A 24048-nucleotide genomic window follows, 5' to 3' on the forward strand; every position below is an offset into this window, starting at 1 on the left:
AGGCATATTATTTAATGATTAACATTCTTAATTTATGGTTACGTAACGAAAGTCATGTTTATTGGCTTCCGGAAGAACCGGAGCTTCCAGACGATTATCAACAATACGATCCCAATATTGGCTCAGATCCAAAGTTTTACCTTCTTCGACCACAAATTCTTTTATCTCTATTTCCCTCTTCTCTGAAGCAGACAGACCGGCAGGTTCCGATATTACTTTATTGAAGCTGATGCGTTCCTTGCCATACTTCTTCGTTATCTTGAGAGTGATAGATTTCTTTTGGGGATCAGCAACTACAACTCCCCAGAAATTCGGATAGAATAGAGGAATATTAATTGCCTTATCACCGGTTACAATAGGAGCCAGACGTAATTCTTTCCGGGGAATATTGATACCGGCACCTGCCAATACATCTGTAGAAAACCAAGTCACCGGAGCCGTCATATAAGTAATATCACTGGGATTCCACAAGTTCTGTGTCCATGTCCAACCTTTACGTAGATGCACCAGTTGAATATGTTTCATGATATCCATGGCATCTTCATAAAATCCTGCCTGCATACCGGCCAAAGCTGTATAACTTTCCAGGTAAAAGGGCCAGCACTGCGAACCTTTATTATCAATACCGCGATTCAGATTAATATCCCACACTTTGTTTGCATAATAATCGGTTGATTTGGAAAGTGAAATTTTACATTGGGACACAATGGATGCTTTCACAATATCCATAGGATAAACATCCCCCCATCCACAATAGCGACTCAGAAACTGACCGGCCAACTGACCTGTAAACAACACATTATCGAGTCTTTTAGAGCCATCCGGTTCACAACCATAGGCAAAGAATCTTCCATTCCACAACTTCGCGATAGCTTCTTTCTGCGATGCCGTAAATCTTTCTTGTGACTGCTTTACTATTCTTTCATCCCCTACGGCCTTTCCTATTGCTTCATAAGCCTTCAAGGTCGTCAGCCACACTCCTGCATAATAAGAATATAAAGGAGGATGCACAAAATCATCATAGGTAGTGGGGCCAACAGGAATACTGCTACCTTTGGGTGCCCGGCTATATAAGAAAGCCATCACTCTCTTAATATCCGTCAGATGGCCTTTCAGATATTCAATATCCCCTGTCTGCTCATAATCCTTAACAAGTTGTATGATCCAACCCGAAGCGTTATCCAGCATCCAGCCTTTTTCTGTCGGTACACGTCCGCCTACGGTCCCCATACCTACATAATAGTGTCCGATGAAATGAAGTATATATCCTTCCGGATCCATTGAGTCCGCAAAGATATCCATCTCCGAACGATCCAATTGAGTAAAGAATTTCTGATAGAAAGGATGTGAACTCAAGCGTTGGTCCATTGTTCCGGCAAATCCCCCCATGGCACCTTCATTCACCATCACATCTCCCCCTTTGGTAAGTACCATATTAGTGTAGATAACGTACCCGCTATTGATCAACTTAAATTTGTACCAATCAGGAAGAGAACTATCAAGAACTGGTTTTTGCCATTCCGCAGTCTGCCGGGCAATTCTTGCCCTGTTAGATGTGGCATAACGCAGCATTGATTCCATATTGCTGAAATAGTTATGGTAATACTTATTATAGTCGGCTCCGCATGGCCAATAACTGCCAATAGAAGCGATCGCTGCATCAATATGAAGTTCCGGAGCATACCAGGCCAACATGAAACGAATTGTTTTTTTCCGTCCGGCTTTCAATTGAGTCTTAACAGCCAATACTGATGCGGCAGGAGACTGCGCTTGCTCTGTCAATACACTCTTTACCAATGATGATGTGAATTCTCCATTCAATCTGAATTGCTCCCAAGCATCATCATCTGCATGGTAGGTTGGAAGGTAGGATATATTCTTTTCTCCTTCCACAGCAATCACAACCTGATTCACATAATTCTGGAAAGTCAGTTTACGAGGTTGCAGGCTATCCGCTGCATATTGTATCAGACCTTTCAGATTCTCTGACTGATAAGGTTCTACATACGTTTTAGCTTTCTCACGCAACGGCCAGTTTTCTCCATTATTCAGATTAGCCCTTCCTTCGCTCAGTAATTGTCCATTATCAAATCCTTCCAAGCTTTCCGGATCTTTAAACATTCCGATAAAATCTTCCCAAGAGAAAGCCAACGATACTTCCATATCTTCCTGAGATATTAAATCAACCTCAAACCACACAACAGGCAAAGAAGAATCTTTCACATTGTGCGGCACCAATCCGGAATAAGCACGGATCACAGGTGCGACTTTCAGGTCATTGCCCTCATAACTTAACTCTGCTGTCGGAAACAATCCTTTATATTGGGTATGCTCCACTCCTTTCATTCCATACAAAGTAGCATTATCCCTGACCAGACGAATAGCTTCCTTGTCATTTCCTTTTCGCGTCCATAAAGAGAAGAAAGAATATTCCGACCGTTTTATAGGCGTGTGGATATTATTGATTCCTATCCTTGTGAATTTACCACTCGGAGCAAAATTGACATTGCCTACTCCAATACCTCCTAAAGGAACTCCACTAACATCTTCGTGATCTTTTAACGAGAGGTAATCATAATTGGTTTTTCCACCTAATATTCCATTTTGAAGAGTGAATTTGGTATTAGCTTCTTCGACACCATAATTGTTCTGATTTTCTTCTTGTCCATACAGTGAAAACGCTCCTGCAAGACAAAAGGCCAAAGAGACAAAGGTTCTTTTATTCATACGTGTGTTTTTAAAGATTAATAATAGAAGTTACGAATCTATTTCTACTTTCGTTATCGTTCGAAGGCAAAAATAGACACTGATAGATTACAATAGCGGTTACATTAGGGTTAATCGAGGGTTAATTTTATAGATTATTTCATTAACTACCCGGTTAATTGAAGGAAATAGGTGCTTAACAGTCCAAAACTATAAGCACGAAAAAGGCTGTCCCAGTATATAGAGACCTATATGCAAAAAACAGTCTGTTTTTCCGATTATTGAAAAGAGATCCTTAAGTCATTATGTATAATATCAGAGTAAGAATACGGATAATTATTCCCCATGCTTTTATTATATTCTGCAATATAAAGATAATATTTCTTCATTGACTGATCTTCTCTCTTCAGTTTATGACAAGCATTCAGCATATACCACAAAGCCATATCATTCAACGAATCGGCTTTCAGCCAAATTTCTGCCAACTGAATGACTTGTTCATAGGCAGCTTTTGCATATAAATTATTCAGTTCGATCATGAGCATTTTATGCAGTTCATCTTCCTGTTCACTCTTAAAAGTATCGAACATGGAATCATCTACTGACTTCAGGAATTTACCTCTCGACAATATTCCTATTAGCAATTGGCTCACTTCCTGAGATGCGTCACTCTGCCGTATTTTATCTATCTGCTCAAGATAACTCTGATAATCACAATAAAAATTTTCTGATAATTTAATTGAATAGCGACTATTGGCATAAATCAGTTCAATGCCTTCCAGATCATCCAAGATCTTTCTTAACCTATTGATAGTAACCCCTTTCAGATTCTTGGCACTGCTTAATTCTTTTTCTGGCCACAATAATCCATAAATATAACTTGAAGTGATACCTTCTTTATTACCTACTCCATTTAGGAAAGTAAGTAAAAACAGTTGTCTTATTTTGGAACTGAATAAATGAGTTATATCCTTTCCCTTCTTATCCAATATAGTAAACTCACCAAATAAATACAAAGCATTTGTCTGCGAAGTTCTTTCTCCATCAACCGGAACATGTGTCTTATGCCCGGATATTACTTTAGGAACTGATTGTTTAGCGTTCCTACTTTTTAGATAGACTCCGGCAGCAATAACCAATATAAGTACAACAGCTACTACAACAATGACAGGATACCACGAAAAATTCCCTTCTGCGGAATACAAAAACAGAGCATCCTTTGCAATAGCCGGTGCCGACAAGGAATAGAACCGGGTAACGGAAGACTCTCCGCTATGTTCATCAAATTCCTGTGTGCAACAATAAAACTCCTTCGTATCCTTATTATAGTAAAGGTTTGCATTAGACAAAATAGCCTTTGACTCCATAGGGATAGAATTTCCTAAAATCTCATAAGAATCATTTTGCAAGGAAAATTTATAGAGCTGCAAATAAGAAGAAGCCTCCTGCATAGGATAACATAATGTATAGAAAGCCGTTTTATCATCAGATAAAATAAGATTTCTTACGGGTACAATCTGAATACCGGTATAAGAGTAATCTCTCACTTTCTTTACCGTCGAATCTTGCAGATTTATTTTATAAAGATCATAATAATAAATCTTTCCCAAGCTTTGGTCCCCACTGCTATTGCCGGTACCTCCAAACAATAACAGCTCATCGGAATTCAATGCGCCCATAGAAGAAAAAAAGCGGGGAGCAACAAAGTCTCCCTTTAATTTGACTGTGCTCCAAGTCTTCTGATTCAAATCATACACTTCCAGCGTATTGGTATATTTACGTAAACCAAAACCGCCAAAAATATAGAATTTGTTATGAATCGTATCCAAATAAGAGGAATGATGATGCCGCTGTGAGGATAAAAACTTATTGTCTACCTTATTTGTCTTCCCTGTCAGTATATCCAAAGAGCAGATCGTACAAGAATCCATGCGATTATCCACCTCATAAATATAAGCAGAATGCGTATCCGGATATAAGAAATTTGTCCCCAAATGCATTTTCATAGGAAGAGGTTCATGTTTACGTCCTTCCCATCTGTTCCGACGTATATCCAAAGTATAAAGAGAGTCACTGTCGAAGTAAACAAAATTTCCAGACTGAACATCATAATTATAACCTGCCGTTGTTTTTGAAGACTGTGAATGAATCAAGTTCCAATAATAAAACCTATTAATCAGCCAAACAGGATTAATAGCTTTTCCTCTTACTTTCCCTTGATTATCATGAACAAGGGTGCCTGTACTCTCATTTAAAGGAAATTCGATCCGTTGATAAGTATCTGAAACTACTAAATTTCGGATGGCAAAAGGGGGGATTTCTTCAGAAAACCGACTGCTTCCGAACATTATAGAAGGAGTCATTTCTTTGGAAAGTCCCAGCTTTCCAGCGTGATATTTCCGTTTATTAATAGTCAGACATACTGAATCATCTTTAAGGGAAAAGAAAATTTCTATGGGTATCCAACGTCTGGGACCGAGATTCTTGTTACATAGAGTATCTACAACCAGACATTTTTTTGTTTCTATATTAAATTTCAGATAGCTTCGCTCTTTATTATCATAAGAGAAGACAAAGCTATAAATATCGGCATTCTTATTTTTCAGATCTTTCAGCCGGAATACATAACCAAAAGAACCATAATCCTGAATAGCCAAATCATAGGCTATAGAAAAGTTATGTTTAAAAGTCAGAGGATTTTCATCGAAAACGGAATAACTCGTTTTTTGTATGGTTTCAGATTCGTATGTACTGAATTCAAGGCCCTGGGCATTACCCCGCAAGCATAAAAGACTAAATAATACTATGAAACATCCTATGTACCTCATTCTCATTTTTTGGTCATGTAGCGCCTATTTTATTAATCAAGCAAATATATAATTTAAAAACCGGACTTATGAAACATAGGCCCGGTTTTAACAAAAATGTATTCCTTATTTTTAGTTCGCCATTTCAGAAATAAACTTAATGCGAACCAAACGCACTTCTTCTTCCGTGAAATCGTCACCCAGTTCATCGAGTGCATCATCTACTTTATCTGTAGTAGATTCCTTATAATAGTCGTAGATATCCAGCATGTGGTCTTCGTCCATGATCTCATCCAGGAAGTAATCGATGTTCAGCTTCGTACCGGAATAAACGATTGCTTCGATTTCATCCAGCAGATCGCTGAATTCAATGCCTTTGGACAGGGCGATATCATCCAATGCCACTTTACGGTCGATAGATTGAATAATAGAAACTTTCAGTTTTGATTTATTGGCCACCGTACGGACACGCAAGTCCTCCGGGCGTTCAATCTCATTCTCCTCACAATGGCGCTTAATCAGTTTGCAGAATTCTTCGCCATAACGTTTCGCTTTACCCGCGCCTACACCGGGAATATTCTGCAATTCATCCAAAGTCACCGGATAAATAGTCGCCATAGCTTCCAACGACGGATCCTGGAAAATCACATAAGGGGGAACTTCCAGTTTCTTGGATAACTTCTTACGCAAATCCTTCAGCATGGAATAAAGTGCCGGGTCGACCGCACAAGAGCCACCGCCACGTGCCGGAGCTTCTTCTTCCACTTCCTCGAAGTCATTATCTTCGGTTATCTTGAACGATTTGGGATGTTTGAGGAATTTCTTACCGTCATCCGTCACTTTCAGCAAACCGTAGTTTTCTACATCTTTACTCAGGTAACCGGCAATCAGCGCCTGGCGAATGACAGCATTCCACGTCTTGTCTTCCTCTCCCATTCCGGAGCCGAAAGCTTCCAGGTCTTCATGCAGGTGCGCCTGCACTTCGGTAGTTTCACGTCCTTGTATAATGTCAATGATATAATCCGCTTTAAAATTTTCTTTCACCGCGAGAATAGCCTCTATCACGGTACATAATAGTTCTTGAGCCTCCACTTGTTTTTTCGGGTTTAAACAGTTGTCACAATTTCCACAGTTCTCCTCCGTGTATTCTTCACCGAAATAATGCAACAGCGTTTTTCGGCGGCATACGGAAGATTCGGCATAAGCAGCAGCTTCCAACAGAAGCTGTTTGCCAATTTCCTGTTCTGCCACGGGTTTACCTTGCATGAACTTTTCCAGTTTCTGCAAGTCTTTATTAGTATAAAAGGTAATGCACTGTCCTTCGCCTCCATCTCTTCCGGCACGTCCTGTTTCCTGATAATATCCTTCCAGACTTTTCGGGATATCATAGTGAATGACAAAACGCACATCCGGCTTGTCGATACCCATACCGAAAGCAATGGTCGCCACAATCACTTCTATCTTCTCCATCAAGAAATCGTCTTGATTTTGCGTGCGTGTCGCAGAGTCCATTCCTGCATGGTAAGCGCGGGCGTTAATGCCGTTCGCTTGCAGGATCTCAGCAAGTTCTTCTACTTTCTTCCGGCTCAGGCAATAGATGATGCCCGACTTTTCCGGATTATTCTTGATGAACTTGATGATATCCCTATCTACGTTATTGGTTTTGGGACGTACCTCATAATAGAGGTTCGGACGGTTGAACGATGACTTGAACACCTCTGCGTCAACCATACCCAGGTTTTTCTGGATATCGTGCTGCACTTTGGGTGTAGCGGTCGCCGTTAGAGCTATCACCGGTGCTTTTCCGATTTCATTGATAATAGGGCGGATACGGCGGTATTCCGGTCGGAAGTCGTGCCCCCACTCAGAGATACAGTGCGCTTCGTCCACGGCATAGAAGGAAATCTTCACAGTCTTCAGGAACTCCACGTTTTCCTCTTTCGTCAGCGATTCGGGAGCTACGTACAGCAACTTCGTCTTTCCGCTGATGATGTCGGACTTCACCTGATCTATCGCACCTTTATTAAGGGAAGAGTTTATAAAATGGGCAATGCCATCTTCTTCACTAAAGTTGCGCATCGCATCGACCTGGTTCTTCATCAGAGCAATCAAAGGAGAAATCACAATACCCGTACCTTCCATCATTAATGACGGTAACTGGTAGCACAATGACTTACCTCCCCCCGTAGGCATCAGCACGAATGTATCGTTGCCCGCCAACAGGTTTAGTATGATAGCTTCCTGATTTCCTTTAAACGTGTCAAATCCGAAGTACTTCTTCAGCTGGTCTGTCAAATTAATCTTCTTCCCTGCCATGATTCATTAGGTTGTTTTTTAGAGTGATTGTTTAACATCTCGGTTAGTTGTTCTTTTTGCAAGAACTCTAACAAAGTTATAAACAACTTCTTAATTTTCAAGCATAATCCAATGAATATTTTTCAATAAAAAACAAAAAAGTCGGTTCCCGGCATCTTTACCTTCTGATTTTAAGCAGTTTGCAGTCTTGCAATGTTTGCTTTTTCAAGTTGGTGTTTTGCATAATCCAACATCACAACAAAGCTATCTTTATGTTCTGAAGGAATTTCGAACATAGCATCCATCATAATGGTCTCCACAATGGAGCGCAATCCACGGGCACCCAGCTTGTATTCCACGGCCTTGTCCACGATGTATTCAAAGACAGCATCCTCAAACGTCAGCTTCACACCATCCATCTCGAACAGTTTTATGTACTGTTTGATAATGGAGTTTTTGGGTTCCGTAAGGATGGCACGCAGGGCGTCGCGGTCCAGAGGATTCAAATAGGTCAGTACCGGCAGACGACCGATGATTTCGGGTATCAGTCCGAATGACTTCAAATCCTGCGGGGCGATATACTGCATCATATTGCTTTTGTCAATCACCGCTGTGTTGCGCACTGCGCTATAACCTACCACATGGGTGTTCAGACGTTGGGCAATTTTCTTCTCAATGCCATCGAATGCGCCGCCGCAAATGAAAAGGATATTCTTGGTGTTCACCGGAATCATCTTCTGGTCCGGATGCTTACGTCCGCCCTGGGGCGGCACGTTCACTACAGAACCTTCCAGCAATTTCAGCAAACCTTGCTGCACACCCTCACCGCTTACGTCACGGGTGATGGAAGGATTGTCTCCCTTACGGGCAATTTTATCAATCTCGTCAATGAACACAATACCTTGTTCGGCTTCGGGCACATTGTAGTCCGCCACCTGGAGCAGGCGGGTCAAGATACTTTCAATGTCCTCACCCACGTATCCGGCTTCGGTGAGCACCGTAGCGTCTACAATAGTAAAAGGCACATGAAGCAGTTTGGCAATGGTACGCGCCAGCAACGTTTTTCCCGTTCCGGTGCTGCCTACCATAATGATGTTCGATTTTTCAATCTCCACATCATCACCGCCATCCTTTTGCAACAGACGCTTGTAATGATTGTACACCGACACGGAAAGGAAACGTTTGGCGTCGTCCTGTCCAATGACGTACTGGTCGAGGAATTCTTTAATTTCTATAGGTTTCGGAAGTTCTTTCAGATTCAGCTTCGTTGCACTGCCATTCCGTTTTGCACCGCCCTGCGCCTCCTGAGTAATCTCGTAGGCTTGGGTGGCACAACTGTCGCAGATGTAACCATTCATTCCCGTAATGAGGAATCCGACTTCATCTTCAGAGCGTCCACAAAAGCTACATTTGTTTTTGTTTCTTTTTGAGTCTGCCATATTTATTTTTTAATCAACACTTCATCTACCATACCGTAATCTTTGGCTTCCTGCGCAGTCATCCAATAGTCACGGTCAGAATCCGCCCATACTTTGTCAAAAGGTGTGTGAGAATGGTCGGCAATGATGGTATACAGTTCTTTCTTCAGTTTCTGAATTTCACGCGCCGTGATTTCAATGTCCGAAGCCTGTCCCTGTGCACCGCCCATCGGCTGGTGAATCATCACGCGGGAGTGGGTCAGCGCCGAACGCTTGCCCTCGGCACCTGCCACCAGCAACACGGCAGCCATACTTGCCGCCATACCGGTACAGATAGTAGCTACATCGCTCGTGATGAACTGCATCGTATCGTAAATACCCAGTCCGGCATATACTGAACCGCCGGGTGAATTGATGTAAATAGAGATATCCTTACCGGGATCTACAGAATCCAGATAAAGTAACTGCGCCTGCAAAGTATTGGCGGTATAATCGTCTACCTGAGTGCCAAGGAAAATGATGCGGTCCATCATCAAGCGGGAGAAAACGTCCAGCTGGGTTACGTTGAGCTGACGTTCTTCCAGGATATAAGGATTTAAATACCCGGCTTGTGATTTAATCACATCGTCCAACACCAAGCTATTCATACCTAAATGCTTGGTAGCGTATTTTCTGAAATCATCCATATTACTTTTATTTTAGGTTTAGTAAATTGAGATGCAAAGAAACAAAAAAGAACACAGAGACACAAAAAAACACAGAGTTATATGATATAAAACTCTGTGTTTCTTAATGATTTTAAACTGTTTTCAGAATAAAAAAGCTTATTCAAACATCTTGTTGAATTCTTCCGCAGAAATAGCCTTGTAGTTCAGCTTCACCTGAGACTTCAAAGCAGAAGCCAATTTTGCTTCAACAACACGGTTTACCAAACCTTCTACGCTTTCTTTCTTCTTCAGCATTTCTTTTGAATAGTTTTCCAGGAGTTCTTCGGGAACGTTCATCATGCCGTATTGTGCAAACTGTGCACGAGTAGCTTCCTTAGCCATATTGACTACGTCTTCCTGTTCAACTTGAATATCGTTAGCCTTCACCAGCTGTTCCTTAATCAGGTGCCAGGTCAGTTCTTCGATGCTCTTGTCGTAGTTCTCTTCAACGAATTTCTCGTCTTTATCCTGGTTGTTCAGACGCATGATGCGTTTCAGCAGTGCATCCGGGAATTCCAGCTTACCTACCTTTTCCATCAACATCTTGCGGGCGTCGATCAGGAATTTATAGTCGCTGTCGGCTACGAATTGGTTAGCGATTACCTCTTTTACTTTAGCGCGGAATTCTTCTTCTGTCTTCACAACATCCTTGCCGCATACTTGGTCGAAGATTTCCTGAGTCAGTTCACCTTCTACGTGGCGGGTGATTTCTTCTACCTGATAACTGAAGTTGGATTTCATTTCAGCAGCAGCTTCGTTGTCAATCTTCAGGAGGGAAGCCAGTTCGGCAGCGTTGCCGTCCCATGCGGTATGAGGATTGAATACAAGTACATCGTTTACTTTAGCATTAGCGAAGATAGCTTTTTGCTCGTCGTTCTTCATGTAAGTCGGCATCATAACAGCGCCTTCCACCTGAATACCACCTTCTTTAGTGTTGCCGTTTTCGTCCAACTCAGCGAGCAGGCCTTTCAGCATATCGTTATCTTCGTAAGCGTCTACCTGTTCGTATTTACCGTTACGCTGAGTATATGCTTTCACCTGATTGTTTACCATATCTTCGGTAACGTCAATCTGATAGTAGTCCACTTCGTCTTTAGCGTCTACCTCTGCCTTGAATTCCGGAGCCAGAGCAATATCGAACAAGAATTCGAATTCTTCCATTGTGTCGAAATCAATTTCCTGTTGTTTTTCTTCGTTTGGCAACGGCTCGCCGAGAATATTCACCTTATTATCTTGAATATACTTATATACAGCCTCTGACAGTGCTTTGTTCACCTCTTCAGCCACAACAGATTTACCATACATTTTCTTCACCAGGCTCATCGGCACCATTCCCTTACGGAATCCCGGAATCTGAGCTTTCTGACGAATGCTTTTCAATGATTTATCAACTTTTTCCTGATAATCGGCTTTCTCAAGCTTTACAGTAAGCAGAGCGCTTACTTTGTCAATGTTTTGTAATGAAACGTTCATTCTGACAATTATTTATTTGATTTATACTTTGTTCCAATCTCAAACGAGGGTGCAAAATTAGCGTTATTCTTTCAATTATCAAAAAAACATTGCTGAATTATTTCTTTATAACAGAAGGAGAGCGTATTTGTATTAAACGATCCCCAGTGTATTCTTTAAAGAAAGGCTTACCAACATGGGGGTGTAAGTAACGCTTACATCCGGGTGTTGGTAATACCAACATGGGGATGTTGGGAGTGCTGACACCCGGGTGTTGGTAAGCATATCTTTTAAGATTAACAGGGTTATCTTTATAAAACACAGCCGACAAATAGTAATCATATAAGGAACTTATATATATATCCGAAAGAAAAAGCAAAAAAACAGATAGAAAATATTGCTAATCCGAAATTATTCTGTTTCTTTGTTGCGGAATGGTGATGTACTATTTGTTTAGATTTTCATTGCATGGTTTTTACTTCCGTTTATATTAAAACGCTTTTGTAAACTCTCTGTTGTTGTAATCCTTTTATTATAGTCACTATTCTAAGAGAGTTTTATTCATTTATTTATTTTACATTTTCATTATGAACATTTACGTAGGAAACCTTAACTACAAAGTTAGGGAGTCAGACCTGCAAAAGGTCATGGAAGATTACGGTGCTGTAACCGAAGTCAAATTCATCAAGGATCGCGAAACAGGCCGTTTCAGAGGCATTGCATTCGTTGAAATGGAAGACCCTGCCGCTGCCGCTAAAGCCATTGAAGAACTGGACGGTGCAGAATACTTCGGCCGTAACATGGTAGTAAAAGAAGCAAGACCTCCGAAATACTAATTTATATAAGGAGAAGAAAAACAGGACCGCCTGTTCTCTTGAGCAAGAGAACAGGCGGTCGTTGTTTTTTAGCGATTAGTGTTCAACAGCTTATCATCAACTGTCAAGTACTATTTCATGAAGTCCTTGCGGCGAAGCACGAAACTATTACTCAGATATTTTTCGCGTACAATTTTATTTTCCGACAATTCTTCCGGCGTTCCCTGGAACAGGATTTTACCTTCAAACAACAAGTAAGCACGATCTGTGATACTCAGTGTCTCCTGCACGTTATGGTCGGTAATCAGAATACCGATATTCTTATCTTTCAGTTTCCACACAATTTGCTGGATATCTTCTACCGCAATCGGGTCAACTCCGGCAAAAGGCTCATCGAGCATGATGAATTTAGGGTCGATAGCCAGGCAACGGGCAATCTCCGTACGGCGGCGTTCACCACCCGACAACTGATTACCTTTATTTTTGCGCACTTTCTGCAAACGGAATTCCGCAATCAGGCTTTCCAGCTTCTCTTTCTGATATTCCAAAGGCTTATCTGTCATCTCCAGTACGGAGGCGATGTTATCTTCCACGCTCATCTGGCGGAATACGGATGCCTCCTGTGCCAGATAACCGATACCGGTCTGCGCACGTTTGTACACCGGATACTTCGTGATATCCAGGTCGTCCAAAAAGATACGCCCTTCATTCGGCGTAATCAGCCCTACGGTCATATAGAATGAAGTCGTCTTACCGGCACCGTTCGGCCCCAGCAAACCTACAATTTCCCCTTGCTTCACATCTATGGAGACGTGGCTTACCACTGTACGTTTACCGTACTTTTTCACCAGGTCTTCGGTGCGAAGCACCATTTTGCTCTCTTCCATATTCTTTTCAGTTACAAGCTACCAAAGCTACGAGCTACGAGTAGACAAATATGACCACACCGCCACTTTTTACTTGTAGCTTGCGGCCTGTAGCTCACACATTTTGCCGCAAATGTAGCAATTATCAGCTGAAAATGGGCTATATTTGCACACAAAATAGTTAAGAGTCATGATAAAAGCACTTAAAACTGTCGGAAGATATATCCTATTGATGGGGCGTACTTTTGCCCGTCCGGAGCGTATGCGTATGTTCTTCCGCCAATATCTCAATGAGATGGGGCAACTCGGCGTGAACTCTATCGGTATCGTATTGCTGATATCGTTCTTCATCGGCGCCGTTATTACCATACAGATTAAACTGAACATCGAAAGTCCATTCATGCCGCGCTGGACGGTAGGTTACGTAACGCGTGAAATCATGTTGCTGGAGTTCTCCTCCTCCATTATGTGTCTGATATTAGCGGGAAAGGTAGGTTCCAACATCGCTTCCGAGCTGGGAACCATGCGGGTGACACAACAGATTGACGCCCTTGAAATCATGGGGGTCAACTCTGCCAACTATCTGATACTTCCCAAGATTTTCGCTATGGTCACCACTATTCCGTTCCTGGTCACGTTCAGTATCTTTGCCGGCATCATCGGTGCCTTTGCCACGTGCTGGTTTGGTGGCATCATGTCGGCTGTGGACCTGGAATATGGTCTGCAATATATGTTTGTAGAGTGGTTCATCTGGTGTGGCATTATTAAATCATTGTTCTTTGCATTCATCATCGCCAGTGTATCGGCCTTCTTCGGCTATACCGTCGAGGGTGGTTCCATAGAGGTAGGCAAGGCCTCTACGGACTCTGTGGTATGCAGCAGCGTACTAATCTTATTTGCCGACTTAATATTAACTAAACTCTTAATGGGATGATCGAACTGAAAGGACTTTGGAAATCATTTGAAGGCAGAGATGTGCTGAAAGACATCAACGCCACTTTCGAAAACGGGAAAACCAATCTCATCATCGGGCAAAGTGGTTCGGGAAAGACGGTGCTGATGAAATGCATTGTCGGTCTGCTGACACCGGAACGGGGTGAATTACTATATGACAACCGTAATTTTCTTGTTATGGGCAAGAAGGAGAAGAAAGCCTTGCGCCGGGAGATGGGAATGATTTTCCAGAGTGCGGCTTTATTCGACTCGATGACCGTTCTGGACAATGTCATGTTTCCGCTGAATATGTTCAGCAATGACACACTGCGCGACCGTACCCGTCGTGCCATGTTCTGTCTGGACCGCGTGAACTTGTCGGAAGCAAAGGATAAATTTCCCGGTGAAATCAGCGGTGGTATGCAAAAGCGCGTTGCCATTGCCCGTGCCATCGCCCTGAATCCGCAGTATCTGTTCTGCGATGAACCCAATTCCGGTCTGGACCCGAAGACCTCGCTCGTCATCGATGAACTGGTGCATGATATTACCCACGAATATAACATGACCACTCTTATCAACACCCACGATATGAACTCCGTAATGGGTATCGGTGAGAAAATCATCTATATCTATGATGGATATAAGGAATGGGAAGGCAGCAAGGACGACATATTCACCTCCAGCAACAAGAAACTGAACGATTTCATCTTCGCATCTGACCTCTTCCGCAAGGTAAAGGAAGTGGAAGTACAGAACATCGAAGGGTAAGCTGTCAGAATCTCACCTATCCCCATATAAAAAGGCGTCCGGGATTTTTCCCGGACGCCTTTTTCCTCATAAAACCAGTTAATAGAATTGACATATATCCTCACGATATACTTTGATTGTCCCTATATCTCCATGAGAAAACATGAAGAACAATTTCAATTACGGGAGCAAAGATAACCAAAATAAGCCAATAAAAAATCACGGAAAACCGTTACTTCATAAATTATTCGTAACTCAATCCAACTTTATCCAGCCTTGAGCAACCGCCTTGACCACCATGTCTATTGCGTTTTTCGCCCCAAACTTACTGATAAGCCTCTTGCGAAATGTTTCTACAGTATTTTCTGAAATTTTTAATAATGCAGCAATCTCATGGGTATTCATACCTTTGGCCACTGCTTCCAGCACATCACGTTCGCGCCGCGTCGGAGCATCCTTAGGTTGCCAATCTGCCAATCCGGAACTCAATTTCTGAGAAATGGAAGCAAACCGCGGACAAGTATAGGGTTCTCCCCTAAGCACACTACGGATAGCCGCTACCAGTTCCGCAGGAGCCGATGCTTTCAGAATGACCGCATTTACTCCACACTGTGCAAGACGATTCACCATCCATATTTCCTCATGCATCGTATTCACGATAATACGCGCCTGATCGTTCAACTCACGAATCTGGGTTATCAAATCAAAGCCGGACACATCAGGAATACTGATATCCAGTATATATACATCATAATCACGTTCTTCAATCAGTTCCGCAGCCCGCTTTCCGGAAGTCACTGCGTCTGCCACAGTCACATCCGGCATTTTATTCACTATCTTACAGATACCTTCCAAAACCAGGCTATGGTCATCCACTACCAATAATTCCGCTTTCACATTCTTTTCCATCGCTCGATTAGATTAATACGTTTACTTTCAGCCGGGTTCCTTCGCCCGGGGCAGAAGTCAGTTCAACTTTAGCACCAATAGTTTCCGCCCGCTGCCAGATGGTGCGCAAGCCTATACCTTTGGTTTTCTTGCTCATATCAAACCCTTTTCCGTCGTCTGTAACAAGTATGGAAAGGTTATTGTTTTCCAGTGCCAAGTTCACACGCACACAAGCTGAACCGGCATATTTCACTGCATTGCTCACCGCTTCCTGAACAATACGATAACATTCGAATCCTATGAGTTTAGGCACACTATTCCAGTCAACACCCTCTGTTGAATGATATTCCGCGTACATATTCTCCGGCAAAGACAGATGCAGCACATAGTCCGCCAGCATCTCATCAAGCGTAGCATACTGGAAAGCAGGCGGCATCAACTCATGCGAAAGTGTCCGCACTCGTTCACGGGTATTACTCAGCAAGTCCAACTGCTCACCCAGTCCCGGACTCTCCTCGGCGGAAATGGTACGTATATTCATCTCAAGCGCGAGCAGGCTGTTGCACACATCATCGTGCAATTCCGTTGCCATACGTCCGCGCTCACTTTCCAGTCCGTCAATATATTTTCGTGTCAGACGCAATTCCGTTTCTTTCTGGAGTTCAACGAACTGATGCTCTTTCTCACTGGCTGCACTTGCCAACAGAACAATTCTCGCCCTCTGGCGCTGACGTGCGTACAGCAAACCCAATAATAAAATGACCAGCAGCGAAATCACCGACCCTACTATGATGCGATGGCGCAACATATAGGTTTCCTGTTCCAACTGTTCTCTCTTCAGGGTAACAATCTCCAGCTCTTTCTCTTTCGTCTGATACTTCACAGAGAAGTCAGACAAATGTTCGGCATATTTCCTATTATTGGCAGAATCACGCAGAGCATAGGCTTTCTGAAGGTGTTTATAGGCAGAAGCATCATCATGAATAGCATGATAACACACAGACAAATTCAAGAAATAATCATAATCTTTTGTATCATATATTCCATGATCTATTAAATCAATCATTTTATGATAATAGCTAATAGCTTCCATAAATCGTCTATTAGCCTGTAGCAAAGGCGCTTTCGCTTCGTAATAACGAAAACGTTCCACATCAGTTTTTAACTCTCCTACCAGACCATCAAGTTTTCGCAAATAAACCATTGCAGAATCTGTTTGACCTAATTTTCGAAAAGCATTTGTTAAATGATTATAAGCCTCACATAAACGTCTTTCATTATTTACTTTTTGCAAAACAGGAAGTGCTTTTCTAAGCGTAGCAATGCTTTCTTCCCTTTTCCCTTCAATATTACACAGAATAGCTCCCAAATTGACATAGCAGATGCCTATCATCTGAGGAGTTCCTAACTTCAAAGCATATTTCAACGCTTTTTCTGAGAATGGTATAGCGTCTTTGGGACGCTTCCATTCACTGTATACAGTAGCAATATTTCCATAAATATAGGCAGCAATTCCAAAATTTCCTTGCGCTTCACATAAAGAAAGGGCCTGCTCAAAATAACGTATACAAGCATCTAAATTCTTTTTACGACGATAAATAGCTCCCAACTGATTCAGATTCTCTATCAACATCGCTGTATCTTTCTCTAAGAAGGATTGCTCCTTCACTTTAAGAGTGTGAACCAATGCAGAATCTGTTTTTCCTTCAAAAAGAAACGAACTGGCATAATTAGTCAACATTGTTAAATATTGGTTCGACCTCTCCGGCATATTTTCAGCTATATATATCCCTTTTTTTAAATAATAACGGGCAGAATCATAACGCGTAGCTACATTATAGTAATAGCCGATATCACTGCATATAGCAACAGCATCTCCCATCTGTTTTGTCCTTTCTGCCAGTACAAGCGCTTTCCTTTTCCAATCAAAGCCACCAGGGAAGTCTCCTTTCATGAAATAAGCTTCACCGCTCCAGGAATAATATTCAAGGAAAGCATTCAAGGATTTATCCCGGATAGCTAACTGCCGAATAGAATCAGCATATACCAAAAGTACCTCCGGATACTCCTCAATTGTATAAAGATATCGGCAAACTGCAGAATAACCTTCCACATTTTTTCTCTTTGCAGCTTCAAAGCACAATCTGATCAGCTCCCCATCATTTTGTGCTTCCAAACTTCCGTGAGGCAAAAATAATAACAGTATACACAGTATTCTAATATTATTCATTGATATAAGATTTAGTAATAAGGCAAAAATAGACAAAACATTAGTATTTACATATATTTATCTACTTTTTATCGCAAAAAAAAGGATGCCATAGCAGACACCCTTATTAATAATAGTGCAACCAAAGCACTATAGAAGTTCAATGTACAGATTATTGCCATCTTGCATTCACCTCTTCAAAATTTTAGCAAACGGATTAATGTTCTCTTACTCTTTTGAATATCTTGTCTGGGAGACATAACAGAATCAGCGCCTTGCTTCTTTAAAGATTGCGATTTAGAATAAAAAGATGGATTATCAATCACACTATTTACTTTCTTCCCTGTACTCAGTCTTGTATCTTTATCAGCATTACCTGCATAGGCAATAGCACAAATTAAAACACATAAAAACAAAATACACTTTTTCATATTACTATAATTCAATATCAATCAAAAGGAAATTCCTGTATTCTCCCTTAAACATCCTACTTCTGACGGATATAAATATTTATCGGAGTTCCCGTCATATTCCACTTTTCACGCATCTTGTTTTCCAGGAAACGCTTATACGGCTCCTTCACATATTGCGGCAGATTAGCGAAATATACGAAAGAAGGTACTCTCGTATTGGGCAACTGCGTAATATACTTAATCTTGATATATTTACCTTTGATTGCAGGAGGCGGATATGCCTCAATCAACGGAAGCATTTCTTCGTTTAAACGGGCGGTCGGGATACGGGTCATACGGTTATCATATACCATGCGTGCTTCTTCCAGCACCTTCAGAATGCGCTGTTTTGTCAAAGCCGAACCGAAGATGATAGGAAAATCAACAAACGGAGCAAAACGGCTGCGGATGGCATCTTCAAAAGTCTTCATCACCTTCACAGTCTTATCCTGCACCAAGTCCCATTTATTCACTACCACTACCAAACCTTTGGCATTCTTCTGTATCAGAGAGAATATATTCAAATCCTGGCTTTCAACACCACGCGTAGCATCCAGCATCAAGATGCAGACATCCGAATTCTCAATGGAACGGATGGAACGGATTACGGAATAATATTCCAAATCTTCATTCACCTTGCTTTTCTTACGGATACCGGCAGTATCTACCAGATAAAAATCAAATCCGAACTTATTGTAGCGGGTATAGATAGAGTCGCGTGTCGTGCCGGCAATCTCCGTCACGATGTTACGGTCTTCACCAATGAAAGCATTCACAATAGAAGACTTGCCTGCATTCGGACGTCCCACCACTGCAAAACGGGGAATATCCTCATCCAATATCTCATCCGTATCTTTCTTAAACGTACCTACAATAAGGTCCATCATATCACCGGTTCCGCTACCCGTCATGGCCGAAATACAATAAGGATCACCCAATCCCAGCCTATAAAATTCGGGAGCATTGTATTGCAGTTCCCCGTTATCGGTCTTATTGGCAATCAGCAACACCGGCTTTTGGGTGCGGCGCAAAATGGTTGCCACCTGCATATCGAGGTCAGTCACCCCGTTCATTACATCCACTACAAACAGAATCACGTCTGCTTCTTCCACAGCCATCAATACCTGCTTGCGTATCTCTTCTTCGAAAATATCGTCAGAGTTCACCACCCATCCGCCGGTATCTACCACGGAGAACTCCTTCCCCAGCCATTCGGACTTACCGTACTGGCGGTCGCGTGTTGTTCCTGCTTCTTCGTTCACAATCGCCTGACGTGTTTTAGTCAAGCGGTTAAATAAAGTAGACTTTCCCACATTGGGGCGTCCTACGATTGCAACTAAATTTCCCATAGTTCACTCTCATTGTTTTTGCGACTATCACAGTCGTATGAATACTCTAATCCAGTTGATAACCAAAATTGCGCAGTTCCTTGTCCGAACTTCTCCAATCCTTATCCACTTTCACAAACGTCTCCAGGAAAATCGTTTTCCCAAAGAACCTCTCCAAATCACGGCGAGCTTCGGTAGCCACTTTCTTCAATGCCTTACCCTGTTTGCCAATGATAATTCCTTTCTGCGAATCGCGCTCTACGTAAATCACAACGCTGATATGTATCTTCTTCGCATCCTCTTTGAACTGTTCCACCACTACCTCTACCGAATAGGGTATCTCTTTGTCGTAATACAACAGGATTTTCTCCCGGATAATCTCGGTCACAAAGAAACGCGCCGGCTTATCTGTCCATTGGTCTTTGTCGAAATAAGGAGGTGAATCGGGCAACAATTCCTTCACCCGCTTCATCACATACTCCACATTGAACTTTGTCGCCGCAGATATAGGAATGATTTCCGCCTTAGGCAGTAATTCCTTCCAGGCTTCCACCAGTTCCACCAGTTTTTCCTGGTTCGACAAGTCTATCTTGTTGATAAGCAGCAACACCGGAGTATCCATTTTCGCTACCTTCTCAACGAACTCATTATGCTTGTCAGGCGTCTCAACCACATCTGTCACATACAACAAAACATCCGCATCCGTCAGTGCCGAAGTAGAGAAATTCAGCATAGACTCCTGCAACTTATACTGCGGTTTCAACACTCCCGGAGTATCCGAAAACACAATCTGCATATCATCCGTGTTATAAATGCCCATAATACGGTGACGGGTTGTCTGCGCCTTGAAAGTAGCAATTGAAATCCGTTCGCCCACCAAGGCGTTCATCAACGTAGATTTTCCTACGTTCGGATTTCCCACGATGTTTACAAAACCAGCTTTATGCATCACATTCCTGTATTTTAGTTGAGACAAAAAAACGCATCGAAAATAGGATGCGTTTTTTCTTATTTATCAGTGTAACGTTAGTTACTGTCTTTTTCCATCATATCCCCACTTCACGTAAACGGCTCCCCAGGTAAATCCTGCACCGAATGCCGTAAAGATCAGATTATCTCCCTTTTTCAGTTTATCCTCGAAATCCCACAGACAAAGCGGAAGCGTACCGGCACTTGTGTTACCGTAACGTTCGATATTAACCATTACTTTCTCTCGGGGAACTTCCAGGCGATGAGCTACCGCATCGATAATGCGCAAGTTTGCCTGATGAGGGATGATCCAGTCGATGTTATCTTTATCCAGATGATTTCTTTCTGCAATGGCTGCGCAAGCATCCGACATGTTCGATACAGCATACTTAAATACCGTACGGCCTTCCTGATAAAGAAAGTGCATGTGGTTGTCCACCGTGAAATAGGAAGGAGGACATACAGAGCCACCGGCTTTCATGTGCAAGAAAGGCAAACCTTTACCGTCTGTTCTCAGGATAGAGTCCATGACGCCAACGTCTTCTGTCGTAGGTTCCATCATAACCGCAGCCGCACCGTCACCAAAAATCGGACAAGTGGCACGTTCGGTATAATCCACCATAGACGACATTTTATCAGCGCCCACTAAGATAATCTTCTTATATCTTCCCGAACGGATAAAGTTAGCTCCGACTTCCAACAGATACAGAAAACCACTGCACGCAGCCTGCAAATCAAAAGCAAAAGCATGTTTTAATCCGAGCTTGTCACACAGAATGGAAGCTGTAGAAGGGAAATGATAATCAGGAGTAGTAGTAGCGACCACTATCAGGTCGATATCATCAGGATCGGAACCAGTACGCTGCATCAACTGCTTAGCGGCCTTACGAGCCATGTACGAAGTACCCAGTCCCTCTTCGTTCAGGATATGTCTTTCCTTTACTCCGATACGGGTCATAATCCATTCATCATTGGTATCTACCATTCTTGATATCTCGTCATTCGTCAAGATATAATCGGGTACATATCCACCGACTCCTGTAATTACTGCATTTATTTTTTCCATTAATCCTGCTTAAGTTAATGAATACCTAAACAACGGTAGTCTAAAAAGGTTTGCATTTACAAATCTTTTTAGACATCCGGCATTCAAGTATATTCTTTATCAGGCTGCAAATTAAACAGCAGCTTCTTTCTCAATAGCAAGCTTGCCTCTGTAATATCCGCAAGCGCCACACACAGTGTGATATACATGCCACTCGCCGCAATTCGGGCAAATAGCCAAAGTAGGAGCTACTGCTTTATCATGAGTTCTTCTCTTTGCAGTTCTTGTTTTAGACTGTCTTCTCTTAGGATGTGCCATTTTTCTTAATCTTTAATTGTTATCTAATATTTTCTTTAATTCATTCCAACGCGGATCAATCTGCGTTTCCTCCACATCACCACTGTCCGGCAATGCATCTTCACCTTCAATGAATATTTCATCTTCCGCATCATCTTCATCCGCCTTTGTACGCAGATGCTTGTGTAACTTGCTGCTCACAGCCTTGTTACACTTTCCGGGAGCATGCACATGCTTCATCGGAATAGCCAATGCTATAAACTCATACATGAACCAAGCCACATTGATTTCCCCTTCTTCTTCAGGAATCACAATGAGATTGTCACCTTCTTCAGCATACTCATGGCCAAACTTCACCATCAGCTTATCAGTAGAACTGACCGGTTGCTCCATATCGTCCAGACAACGGTCACACGGTACCCATACCATGCCATCCGTCTGGAAGTTCAATTCGAAAGCACGAGATGTTTTCTTTACAACCAGTGTAACATTTACTTTGCCCTTCTGCACTTCCGGGCCATCAATGTTAGCAAAGAAAAGGTTATCCAGCACGAACTCATATTTACAAGAGTCTGCCTGCATGCCTTTCAAATCAATTTTGTATTTATCAAACTTTCCCAAAGCTTCTTTTATTTATTCGGGCGACAAAGATACAAATAATTATCCTCATAATGTAGAAATTAGCGACGAAATATTCATTTTTTAAGCTCTATTCTGAATATCGTCCCTTTATTTATCTCCGAATGCTTCACAAAAATGCGTCCGGAATGATACTCCACCACAATTCTGCGTGCTAACGAAAGTCCCAATCCCCATCCTCTTTTCTTAGTGGTATATCCCGGAGCAAAAACTGTTTCAAAATTCCGTTTGTCAATTCCCTTTCCCGTATCGGCCACATCAATATACCAATATCTTGACGTTTCCTGCACCGAAATAACCAACGTTCCCACTCCTCCCATTGCATCAATGGCATTCTTGCAAAGATTCTCTATCACCCATTCAAACAAAGCTACATTCAGCCTTACAGCCGGAAGGGTATCGGGTAGACGGGTTATGATTTTCACTTTGTCCGAAGTACGATGGGCAATATAGTCCGTCACCTTCTCCAATAACGCTTTTAGATCCGCATCTTCCAGTTCGGGGATAGAGCCTATTTTTGAAAAGCGGTTGGCAATCATTTGCAAACGCTCCACATCTTCCGCCATAGCGGGGATCAGATCATCCTGCGGATATTGTGACTTCAACAATTCCGTCCATGCCATGAGTGAAGAAATAGGAGTTCCCAACTGATGGGCTGTCTCTTTGGAAAGCCCTACCCACACTTTATTCTGCTCCGCTTTCTTGGAACTCAATAAGGCAAAAATGGCAATCAAGACAAAGATGAGTACTACTGCCAATTGCACATAAGGATAGACAGCAAGGCGGGTAAGCATCAGGGAAGGGCCATAATATACATTCAGATAATCACCGTCATCATTCAGATCGATACGGATGCAATGACCTTCACGGTCGAAGTGACTCAGTTTCTCTTTCAGGGCGACTATCGTATCGGAAGAAGATAGTTCAATGTTTCTGTAAGTCTGTACCTCACCAGCCTGATCGGCTACAATCACCGGAATGGTATGATTGGCATTCAACACTTTCAGCACCATCGTCAGGTCAGTATTTCCATCAGCAGTTTGCAAATTCTTCATCGCTTCCGCCCACACTTCCATACGCACCCGTTCTTCAGCAGATAAATCACTTATCAGAGAATGGGAGACATAAAGGGAAGCAATGGCTATTATTATGGCAGCCAATACCAACCAGAATTTTATCGGACGGATTTGTTTTATAAAGTGCATATACGTAAATAAGGCGTAAACTTACGGTATATAAACGGAAAAACAAAGGAAATATTATACCTGAATTCTGATAAGCGTATCATTTTTCAAAGGTGTGATTCTCTCCTACCACCTCCCCCTTCGGGTACTCCTCCTCCCGGGAGGAGGAGAATCGGTATAGTTTTCAAAATGGTGTAAATACAAAAAGCCCCCACATCTTTCGATATGGAGGCTTCTCTGAAAAAACGGCGACTACCTACTCTCCCACTTGACGCAGTACCATCGGCGTGA

General features: G+C 42.3%; 19 protein-coding genes. 3 read left to right on the plus strand and 16 right to left on the minus strand.

Features of this window, described 5'->3' with window-relative positions; translation table 11 throughout:
* Positions 1–27: 27 nt before the first annotated feature.
* The 6 genes from BUC01_RS10150 to tig all read right to left on the minus strand — a co-directional run bounded on the left by BUC01_RS10150 (position 28) and on the right by tig (position 11406).
* Positions 28–2727, minus strand: a complete 2700-nt coding sequence (locus tag BUC01_RS10150) for a GH116 family glycosyl-hydrolase (protein WP_073313625.1) — start codon at positions 2725–2727, stop codon at positions 28–30.
* Positions 2728–2984: 257 nt separating this feature from the next.
* Complete coding sequence (locus BUC01_RS10155) at positions 2985–5534, minus strand: Kelch repeat-containing protein (protein ID WP_243462548.1); 2550 nt, start codon at positions 5532–5534, stop codon at positions 2985–2987.
* A gap of 111 nt (positions 5535–5645) precedes the next feature.
* Positions 5646–7829 carry a DNA helicase RecQ gene (recQ, locus tag BUC01_RS10160; RefSeq protein ID WP_025832935.1) on the minus strand — a complete coding sequence of 728 codons (2184 nt, stop codon included), beginning with the start codon at positions 7827–7829 and terminating at the stop codon, positions 5646–5648.
* A gap of 170 nt (positions 7830–7999) precedes the next feature.
* Positions 8000–9247, minus strand: a complete 1248-nt coding sequence (clpX, locus tag BUC01_RS10165; RefSeq protein WP_073313628.1) for an ATP-dependent Clp protease ATP-binding subunit ClpX — start codon at positions 9245–9247, stop codon at positions 8000–8002.
* A gap of 2 nt (positions 9248–9249) precedes the next feature.
* Positions 9250–9912 (minus strand): ATP-dependent Clp endopeptidase proteolytic subunit ClpP, encoded by a 663-nt coding sequence (gene clpP, locus BUC01_RS10170; protein WP_009130333.1) that lies wholly within the window; start codon positions 9910–9912, stop codon positions 9250–9252.
* Between the two features lie 138 nt (positions 9913–10050).
* The gene (gene tig, locus BUC01_RS10175; RefSeq protein WP_025832936.1) at positions 10051–11406 is read right to left on the minus strand and encodes a trigger factor; all 1356 of its coding nucleotides are present in this window, start codon (positions 11404–11406) and stop codon (positions 10051–10053) included.
* 566 nt (positions 11407–11972) lie between these two features.
* On the opposite strand from tig, the gene BUC01_RS10180 reads away from it, so the two are divergent.
* Entirely contained in the window at positions 11973–12221 is a 249-nt protein-coding gene (locus BUC01_RS10180) for an RNA recognition motif domain-containing protein (RefSeq protein ID WP_025832937.1), read from the plus strand.
* Between the two features lie 110 nt (positions 12222–12331).
* Here the strand turns inward: BUC01_RS10180 and lptB are convergent, their stop codons facing one another.
* Positions 12332–13087, minus strand: a complete 756-nt coding sequence (gene lptB, locus BUC01_RS10185) for an LPS export ABC transporter ATP-binding protein (RefSeq protein WP_073313631.1) — start codon at positions 13085–13087, stop codon at positions 12332–12334.
* Between the two features lie 169 nt (positions 13088–13256).
* Between lptB and BUC01_RS10190 the strand changes: the two genes are divergently transcribed.
* Positions 13257–14000, plus strand: coding sequence for an MlaE family ABC transporter permease (locus BUC01_RS10190; protein WP_025832938.1), 744 nt, complete (start codon positions 13257–13259; stop codon positions 13998–14000).
* Positions 13997–14767 (plus strand): ABC transporter ATP-binding protein, encoded by a 771-nt coding sequence (locus BUC01_RS10195; RefSeq protein WP_025832939.1) that lies wholly within the window; start codon positions 13997–13999, stop codon positions 14765–14767. Before BUC01_RS10190 ends, BUC01_RS10195 begins: the two co-directional genes overlap by 4 nt.
* Positions 14768–15001: 234 nt before the next feature.
* On the opposite strand, the gene BUC01_RS10200 is transcribed toward BUC01_RS10195, so the two are convergent.
* The 9 genes from BUC01_RS10200 to BUC01_RS10240 all read right to left on the minus strand — a co-directional run bounded on the left by BUC01_RS10200 (position 15002) and on the right by BUC01_RS10240 (position 23778).
* Positions 15002–15655 carry a response regulator transcription factor gene (locus BUC01_RS10200; RefSeq protein WP_025832940.1) on the minus strand — a complete coding sequence of 218 codons (654 nt, stop codon included), beginning with the start codon at positions 15653–15655 and terminating at the stop codon, positions 15002–15004.
* A 7-nt stretch (positions 15656–15662) separates the two neighbouring features.
* Positions 15663–17864 (minus strand): ATP-binding protein, encoded by a 2202-nt coding sequence (locus tag BUC01_RS10205; RefSeq protein ID WP_073313634.1) that lies wholly within the window; start codon positions 17862–17864, stop codon positions 15663–15665.
* 176 nt (positions 17865–18040) lie between these two features.
* The gene (locus tag BUC01_RS10210) at positions 18041–18274 is read right to left on the minus strand and encodes a hypothetical protein (RefSeq protein ID WP_139261848.1); all 234 of its coding nucleotides are present in this window, start codon (positions 18272–18274) and stop codon (positions 18041–18043) included.
* Positions 18275–18330: 56 nt separating this feature from the next.
* Positions 18331–19644 (minus strand): ribosome biogenesis GTPase Der, encoded by a 1314-nt coding sequence (der, locus tag BUC01_RS10215; protein ID WP_025832943.1) that lies wholly within the window; start codon positions 19642–19644, stop codon positions 18331–18333.
* A gap of 46 nt (positions 19645–19690) precedes the next feature.
* The gene (era, locus tag BUC01_RS10220; RefSeq protein ID WP_073313637.1) at positions 19691–20572 is read right to left on the minus strand and encodes a GTPase Era; all 882 of its coding nucleotides are present in this window, start codon (positions 20570–20572) and stop codon (positions 19691–19693) included.
* Positions 20573–20653: 81 nt separating this feature from the next.
* Entirely contained in the window at positions 20654–21658 is a 1005-nt protein-coding gene (locus BUC01_RS10225) for a beta-ketoacyl-ACP synthase III (RefSeq protein WP_025832945.1), read from the minus strand.
* A gap of 111 nt (positions 21659–21769) precedes the next feature.
* Positions 21770–21955, minus strand: coding sequence for a 50S ribosomal protein L32 (gene rpmF / locus BUC01_RS10230; protein ID WP_002562387.1), 186 nt, complete (start codon positions 21953–21955; stop codon positions 21770–21772).
* A gap of 12 nt (positions 21956–21967) precedes the next feature.
* A complete protein-coding gene (locus BUC01_RS10235) occupies positions 21968–22555 on the minus strand; it encodes a YceD family protein (protein ID WP_025832947.1) in 588 nt (195 codons plus the stop codon).
* A 74-nt stretch (positions 22556–22629) separates the two neighbouring features.
* Positions 22630–23778, minus strand: coding sequence for a sensor histidine kinase (locus BUC01_RS10240; RefSeq protein WP_025832949.1), 1149 nt, complete (start codon positions 23776–23778; stop codon positions 22630–22632).
* Positions 23779–24048: the final 270 nt, after the last annotated feature.

The organism is Bacteroides stercorirosoris (assembly GCF_900142015.1).
Taxonomy (GTDB): domain Bacteria; phylum Bacteroidota; class Bacteroidia; order Bacteroidales; family Bacteroidaceae; genus Bacteroides; species Bacteroides stercorirosoris.

What these genes read in the sequence shown, in the direction of transcription:
- BUC01_RS10180 (WP_025832937.1), top strand. Translation starts at nt 11,973, where the DNA reads ATGAACATTTACGTAGGAAACCTTAACTACAAAGTTAGGGAGTCAGAC.
- der (WP_025832943.1), bottom strand. Translation starts at nt 19,644, where the DNA reads ATGGGAAATTTAGTTGCAATCGTAGGACGCCCCAATGTGGGAAAGTCT.
- BUC01_RS10210 (WP_139261848.1), bottom strand. Translation starts at nt 18,274, where the DNA reads ATGAAAAAGTGTATTTTGTTTTTATGTGTTTTAATTTGTGCTATTGCC.
- BUC01_RS10200 (WP_025832940.1), bottom strand. Translation starts at nt 15,655, where the DNA reads ATGGAAAAGAATGTGAAAGCGGAATTATTGGTAGTGGATGACCATAGC.
- BUC01_RS10195 (WP_025832939.1), top strand. Translation starts at nt 13,997, where the DNA reads ATGATCGAACTGAAAGGACTTTGGAAATCATTTGAAGGCAGAGATGTG.
- recQ (WP_025832935.1), bottom strand. Translation starts at nt 7,829, where the DNA reads ATGGCAGGGAAGAAGATTAATTTGACAGACCAGCTGAAGAAGTACTTC.
- BUC01_RS10150 (WP_073313625.1), bottom strand. Translation starts at nt 2,727, where the DNA reads ATGAATAAAAGAACCTTTGTCTCTTTGGCCTTTTGTCTTGCAGGAGCG.
- BUC01_RS10225 (WP_025832945.1), bottom strand. Translation starts at nt 21,658, where the DNA reads ATGGAAAAAATAAATGCAGTAATTACAGGAGTCGGTGGATATGTACCC.
- BUC01_RS10190 (WP_025832938.1), top strand. Translation starts at nt 13,257, where the DNA reads ATGATAAAAGCACTTAAAACTGTCGGAAGATATATCCTATTGATGGGG.
- BUC01_RS10205 (WP_073313634.1), bottom strand. Translation starts at nt 17,864, where the DNA reads ATGAATAATATTAGAATACTGTGTATACTGTTATTATTTTTGCCTCAC.
- BUC01_RS10155 (WP_243462548.1), bottom strand. Translation starts at nt 5,534, where the DNA reads ATGAGGTACATAGGATGTTTCATAGTATTATTTAGTCTTTTATGCTTG.
- tig (WP_025832936.1), bottom strand. Translation starts at nt 11,406, where the DNA reads ATGAACGTTTCATTACAAAACATTGACAAAGTAAGCGCTCTGCTTACT.
- era (WP_073313637.1), bottom strand. Translation starts at nt 20,572, where the DNA reads ATGCATAAAGCTGGTTTTGTAAACATCGTGGGAAATCCGAACGTAGGA.
- rpmF (WP_002562387.1), bottom strand. Translation starts at nt 21,955, where the DNA reads ATGGCACATCCTAAGAGAAGACAGTCTAAAACAAGAACTGCAAAGAGA.
- lptB (WP_073313631.1), bottom strand. Translation starts at nt 13,087, where the DNA reads ATGGAAGAGAGCAAAATGGTGCTTCGCACCGAAGACCTGGTGAAAAAG.
- clpX (WP_073313628.1), bottom strand. Translation starts at nt 9,247, where the DNA reads ATGGCAGACTCAAAAAGAAACAAAAACAAATGTAGCTTTTGTGGACGC.
- clpP (WP_009130333.1), bottom strand. Translation starts at nt 9,912, where the DNA reads ATGGATGATTTCAGAAAATACGCTACCAAGCATTTAGGTATGAATAGC.
- BUC01_RS10240 (WP_025832949.1), bottom strand. Translation starts at nt 23,778, where the DNA reads ATGCACTTTATAAAACAAATCCGTCCGATAAAATTCTGGTTGGTATTG.